5 protein-coding genes are annotated in these 5405 nt (G+C 47.4%); 2 read left to right on the top strand and 3 right to left on the bottom strand.

The annotated features are described in order from the left end of the window. A partial coding sequence (locus ACWA6V_RS16760) for a glycoside hydrolase family 3 N-terminal domain-containing protein (protein ID WP_449523563.1) occupies window positions 1–1496 on the bottom strand: 1496 nt, incomplete at its 3' end. A gap of 643 nt (window positions 1497–2139) precedes the next feature. Here ACWA6V_RS16760 and ACWA6V_RS16755 point away from each other — a divergent pair. Together ACWA6V_RS16755 and ACWA6V_RS16750 are read left to right on the top strand one after the other, a co-directional pair. Beyond that, window positions 2140–2835, top strand: coding sequence for a hypothetical protein (locus tag ACWA6V_RS16755; RefSeq protein WP_449523562.1), 696 nt, complete (start codon window positions 2140–2142; stop codon window positions 2833–2835). A 153-nt stretch (window positions 2836–2988) separates the two neighbouring features. After that, complete coding sequence (locus ACWA6V_RS16750; protein WP_449523561.1) at window positions 2989–3450, top strand: hypothetical protein; 462 nt, start codon at window positions 2989–2991, stop codon at window positions 3448–3450. Window positions 3451–3524: 74 nt separating this feature from the next. Here ACWA6V_RS16750 and ACWA6V_RS16745 read toward each other — a convergent pair whose 3' ends face one another. Continuing rightward, window positions 3525–5009: a tryptophan halogenase family protein gene (locus ACWA6V_RS16745; protein WP_449523560.1), complete on the bottom strand. Its 1485-nt coding sequence runs from the start codon at window positions 5007–5009 to the stop codon at window positions 3525–3527. Window positions 5010–5050: 41 nt separating this feature from the next. Beyond that, a partial coding sequence (locus tag ACWA6V_RS16740) for a cupin-like domain-containing protein (protein WP_449523559.1) occupies window positions 5051–5405 on the bottom strand: 355 nt, incomplete at its 5' end.

Genomic DNA, 5405 nt, shown 5'->3' with positions numbered 1-5405 from the left:
GCAATACCTTGATAGATAGACGTGCCGCCGGGGAAATCGGCATTTACATTACCGGTGCCCTGCCAGGTGATGCTCCAACCGCCGGATTGTTTACCGATATTGTCAGCGCCATCGCCCGCCACCAAAATTTTACTACTCGCTTTTGCCGGCAATGTCTGTACGTTGTTTTTCAGCAACACAATCGATTCGCGCACTGCTTGACGCGCAACCGCGCGATGCTCCGGCGAACCAATTACTTCGCGCTTACCGGCAAGCTCACGTGTGGATGGAGCACCTTTTTCAAATAAACCCGCACGCAATTTCACGCGCAAAATACGCGCTACTGCATCGTCCAGACGCGCCTGCGAAATTTCGCCACTTTTTACTTGCGCCAGCGTGTTGTGATACAGCTCTTTCCAGTTCGCATCCGGCGCCATAAAAATATCCAGCCCGGCATTGATCGCTTGCGGGCAGCTCACTGGCGTACAACCGGAGACAAATGCATGGCCATTCCAATCGCCTACTACTAAACCATCAAAACCCATTTGGGTTTTTAATTGGTCGGTAAGTAAATATTTGTTGCCGTGCATTTTCACATCTTGCCAACTGCTGAACGATGCCATCACCGTTTGTGCGCCCGCCGCCAATGCAGTTTCATAACCGGCATTGTGAATTTTTACTAATTCTTCTTCACTGATCTTGGCGTCTCCACGATCCTGACCACCTTCAGTGCCACCGTCAGCAAGAAAGTGTTTTGCAGTGGCGATCACATGGCGCTCGCTCAACAAATCCGCACCGGCAATTCCTTGCAAACCCTCTACCATTTTTCCGCCGTAGGATTTAACAACCGCAGGATCTTCAGAATAGGATTCATAAGTACGGCCCCAGCGATCATCGCGTACTACCGCAAGTGTTGGGGCAAAACTCCAATCGATACCGGTCACTGCAATTTCCGCCGCCGTCGCCGCACCGATTTGCTTGATCAATTCAGGATTGCGTGTTGCACCCAGCGCGATGTTATGCGGGAACAGGGTTGCGCCGATAATATTGTTGTGGCCGTGCACTGCATCGGTTCCCCACATTACGGGCACTGGCACACGGCCACCTTCGGTGCTCATGGATGCGTTATAAAATGCATCGGCCAACGCAATCCAATCTTCCACTTTGGCGTGTTTGTTCTCGCCGGGAAATGACCCTCCACCATTCAAAATAGAACCCAGTGAATACTCAGTGACATCCGCAGGCGTTACCAAACGTAACTCGGGTTGGATCAACTGCCCTACTTTTTGTTCAAGGCTGAGCTTGCCTAACAGCTCGGTAATTTTTGCTTCTATTGCCGGATCTTTTTTAACCGCACTTTGCACACGAGGCCAAAGCGATTGTTCAGCCGCCGGTGCTGGTGTGACCGCATTATTAGCAACCGTTGCCTCGTTAGATTTTTTATCGCAACCGATCAATGCGGCTAACACCACTAAACTGCAGGCCGCCAACGTACCCAGCTTATAAAAATCAGGCATAAATTACCTCGCCAAAAAAATGTTGTTGTAAGTATATTGTTGTTGTCCGAGCCAGTAGCAGAGGTTGATTAAAAACAATAATGACTCCTGAAGTAAAAAAGCCCCCGCTTTCTACTGAGAGGAAGAACGCGGAGGCTAAGCAAGGAGAATTAACAAAAGTAGCTAGGGTTGGCATAGATCACCTAACTAAGCTTGCTAACACCCATGGGGACCTGACATCACCCAGGGGTTCATCTGCTAATGAGAAAAAACACACCAGCAACAACTCTTGTGCGGCTCAACCACGGGCACAGCGCAAGATTTTGTGAATGAATAGTGGCACCAGATGACAAAGGCTGTCGTCCCACTTTTGCTCGCAACTCAACGTGGGGCACATCACTTTCGCACGTGCGCTTATCGCTGCTCGCGTTCGGTTAAAAACCAGTGCAGATATCCAGTCGAACGCGCATAAAAAAGCATCATCTTCATCCTAATAAAGATGCAAGCAAGTTAGCACCGGCTCCATGCTATATAGCAACCCAGTTTTAAAATCCGCCCAAAGTGGGACAACTTAAGCATTTTGTTTTTGATAGAGTCCGGCCGAAGGATATGAAGCACCTATTTAGATCCAACTCAATATGCATTGCTAAGGAGATAACAGCATATGCCACAAGCACTGAAAATGACCTTAATTGCTATAGCATCCGCCATTGCCGGTGCGGCTCTGGTAAACCAGTACAACAATAATCATTGCCAAGTTGATATTCGTTCCCAGCAGAACGCCACGCTGACGGATGAAAAAATTGCACAACTGCAGCAAGAGAACAGGCAGTTAAGCGCTCAGCTTAAGCAGCAGAACTCCCGCACATCAGCACCCGCCAATCCCATTGCAGACACAGCGCGGCATCAACAGCGGGCAAATAGCAGTCAATCTTTGCCAGAAAACAGCAAAGTAGACGAATACGTGCTGCGCAAATCAGAACGTTTCAGCAAATGGCTGGAAGACACCCTTAAAGAAAATGGCAATGTTGATTTGAATAAAGAAATGCAGCGCCGTTTTGACGCAGAAGCAATCGATCCCGTTTGGGCAGCAGCGGAAGAACAGGAATATTTTTCGTTATTTAGCCAAAACCCGGAATTGTCTGGTTTGGCACTGCGCGAAACACAATGCCGCACGCAACAGTGTGCAATCACCGTCAGCGTTACTGACCTTGATCAAGCTAATCAACTGGCTGAAAAAATGGCGTCGGTACTGCGCCAAAAAAATAAATATCCAATGATTATTGCAGCCACCGACGAGCAACAGGGCATCACCAAACTCTATATAGGGAAAGATGAAACCAGTTTTGATTTTAATTGAATCCATCGGAACCAATTAAGATCAAAAAATTAGACAGGATTTCTAATTCGCTGAAATATCAGCAGTGATGCTAACAGCCGTCACCGTGAACACAAGGCAGGAGGCCGGTGCGAATTCACTTGGACAATAACCTTAATATTAATAGGAGTTTTTATGAGATTTTCAAACATAATCGCAAGTCTTGGCTTTGCCTTTCTCAGCAGCGTGGCAGTTAGTGCAAGCGCGCAAACCACCACTGTACCTTCAGGCTGTAGCTGGACACTTGTCAGTCAACAATCTGGCCCTAGCAGCGCCATTATCACTATGGCCTGTAAATTAAATGGTGTTTCACTCGCAACACGCGAGCAACGCTACAGCGCCTATTCCCCTGCCACCTGTAGCATTCAATGGGTTGCATCGGGCTATACCTGGAGCGGCTCGTGCGACAGCGCCCAAATTCTTAAAGTGGTACCTGTATCACCAACCAGTTGCAACACTGGTGCAAGCACCATCTATCAGCCCGGCCCAGGAACTCCAGCGTTCAACGTCGCTGCATTCTGTGGTACAGGTTGCCCTTACAGCGTACAACCTCAAGCAAACTATTCTTTTCCTCCGTTAAAATATACCTGCCTCTAATTCGTTCTTGTTAACGCAGGATTGAATCAGGTTAATCCGGGTGGTGCATAATCACCCGGATTATCACTGGCAACTCAAGGTGCCAATGCTTTGCAATAGTGATCAAGAAATTGCTGGTGACTGGGGAAACGCGCCAAATATTGGTCGTGTTCCTTTTCAATACTCTTCAGTAAGCGCACCAATTCTTCATCGGATAATTTATCTACCACCGGATGGTAACTACGCGGTGTTATTCCCTGCCCCAACATCACTTGTTGCCACGAGCCTTCGTGAAATAATTCATCCTGTTCTTTGAATACGCTGGTGGTATTTTTATAAACCTGGATTTTGCGCGCGAGCGTATCCGGAATCGACATAGTGCGGCAGTAATTCCAGAAGGGGCTGTCAGTGCGCTGGGTGACGTGGTAATGCAAAATAATAAAATCGCGGATGCGCTCGTATTCAAATTGCGATTGACGGTTGTACTCCTCCACTTCTGATTGGTTGATATCGTCGCCAGGAAACATTCTGATCAGGCGCACAATGCCCGTTTGGATAAGGTGCAAACTGGTGGATTCCAGCGGCTCTAAAAAGCCACTCGCCAAACCTATAGCAATACAGTTTTTATTCCACTGTTTTATGGCGCGACCGGTTCTGAATTTAATCAAGCGCGGCTCAGTCCTTGTTGCACCGTCGAGATTTCCCAACAATAATTTTTTTGCATCTTCATCGTTAAGATAGCGGCTGCAATATACCAACCCATTGCCTACGCGATGCTGTAACGGAATACGCCACTGCCAACCACTTTGATGGGCAATTGAACGCGTGTAGGGAATTGGCTCGCCAACTGATTCGGTTTGCACAGCAACGGCTCTATCGCAGGGGAGCCAATGCGACCAGTCTTCAAAACCGGTATGCAAGGTGTGTTCAATCAGCAGCGCACGGAACCCGGAGCAATCAACAAAAATATCGCCTTCAATTGTTTGACCCGAGTTTAAGGTCACCGACTGGATAAAACCGTTATCCGGATAGGTTTGTACTGTGTCGATCACACCTTCAATGCGCTCAACACCGCGCACTTCGCTGTATTTACGCAAATAGACAGCATAGAGCCCAGCATCAAAATGATAGGCGTAGTCCACACCGGAATTGGGATCGATAAAAAATTTATTGCTATTGGCAGTGCGAATATTGAGGGAATAATCAAAATAACTTTTTGCCACCCCCAAGTGTTTGGCTTTAAGCCAAAAATGTTGGAAGTTGGCCATCCACGAATCTTTACCTACCAAACCAAAGGGATGCATATAGACATCACCTTTTGCACCCCAGTTTTCAAATTGAATACCCAGCTTGAATGTACCTTGGGTGTTGCGCATAAATTCAGCTTCATCGATGCCTAACAGTTTGTTAAAAGATTTTACCGCAGGGATAGTGGCCTCACCGACACCCACAGTGCCAATAGCATCCGATTCAATCAGGATAATTTTTTTGGTGGTGCCAAAGGCATTCGATAAAGCTGCAGCAGCCATCCAACCTGCCGATCCGCCGCCGACAATGATGATTCTTTGATTATTTTTCATGGAATTGCCCGGAGTAAAAACCAGTATTAGTAAAAATGCTATTAACGATTCAAACGATTGAGTAGTTGCGAGCGCAAGCGGCGCGCAGCCATTTCATCCATGTCACCCAATATGCCCCGTTTTTCTTGCGGAATATGCTCAAACTTTTCGGGGCTGGAATCGAAAATGTAATGATCAAACATATTTTTCCAATGCTGACGCTCATCTGCCGGAAGGGTACGGATATTCATCATTGCATGAGTGAAAGCATCCTGCGGTGAACCTACGTAGGAGGGAAAGGCTGTCCACCAATAATTCACCATCAAATTAAAGGGCATCAAACCTTCTACGTGGTGCCACCACATACTGGGAATATAAATCGCATCGCCTGCATCCAGTTCCGCGATTTGTGCGTGC

It is taken from the genome of Cellvibrio sp. (genome assembly GCF_053579595.1).
The sequence above is the reverse complement of the archived record's forward strand: the minus strand, read 5'-3'. Positions and strand labels throughout refer to the sequence as shown.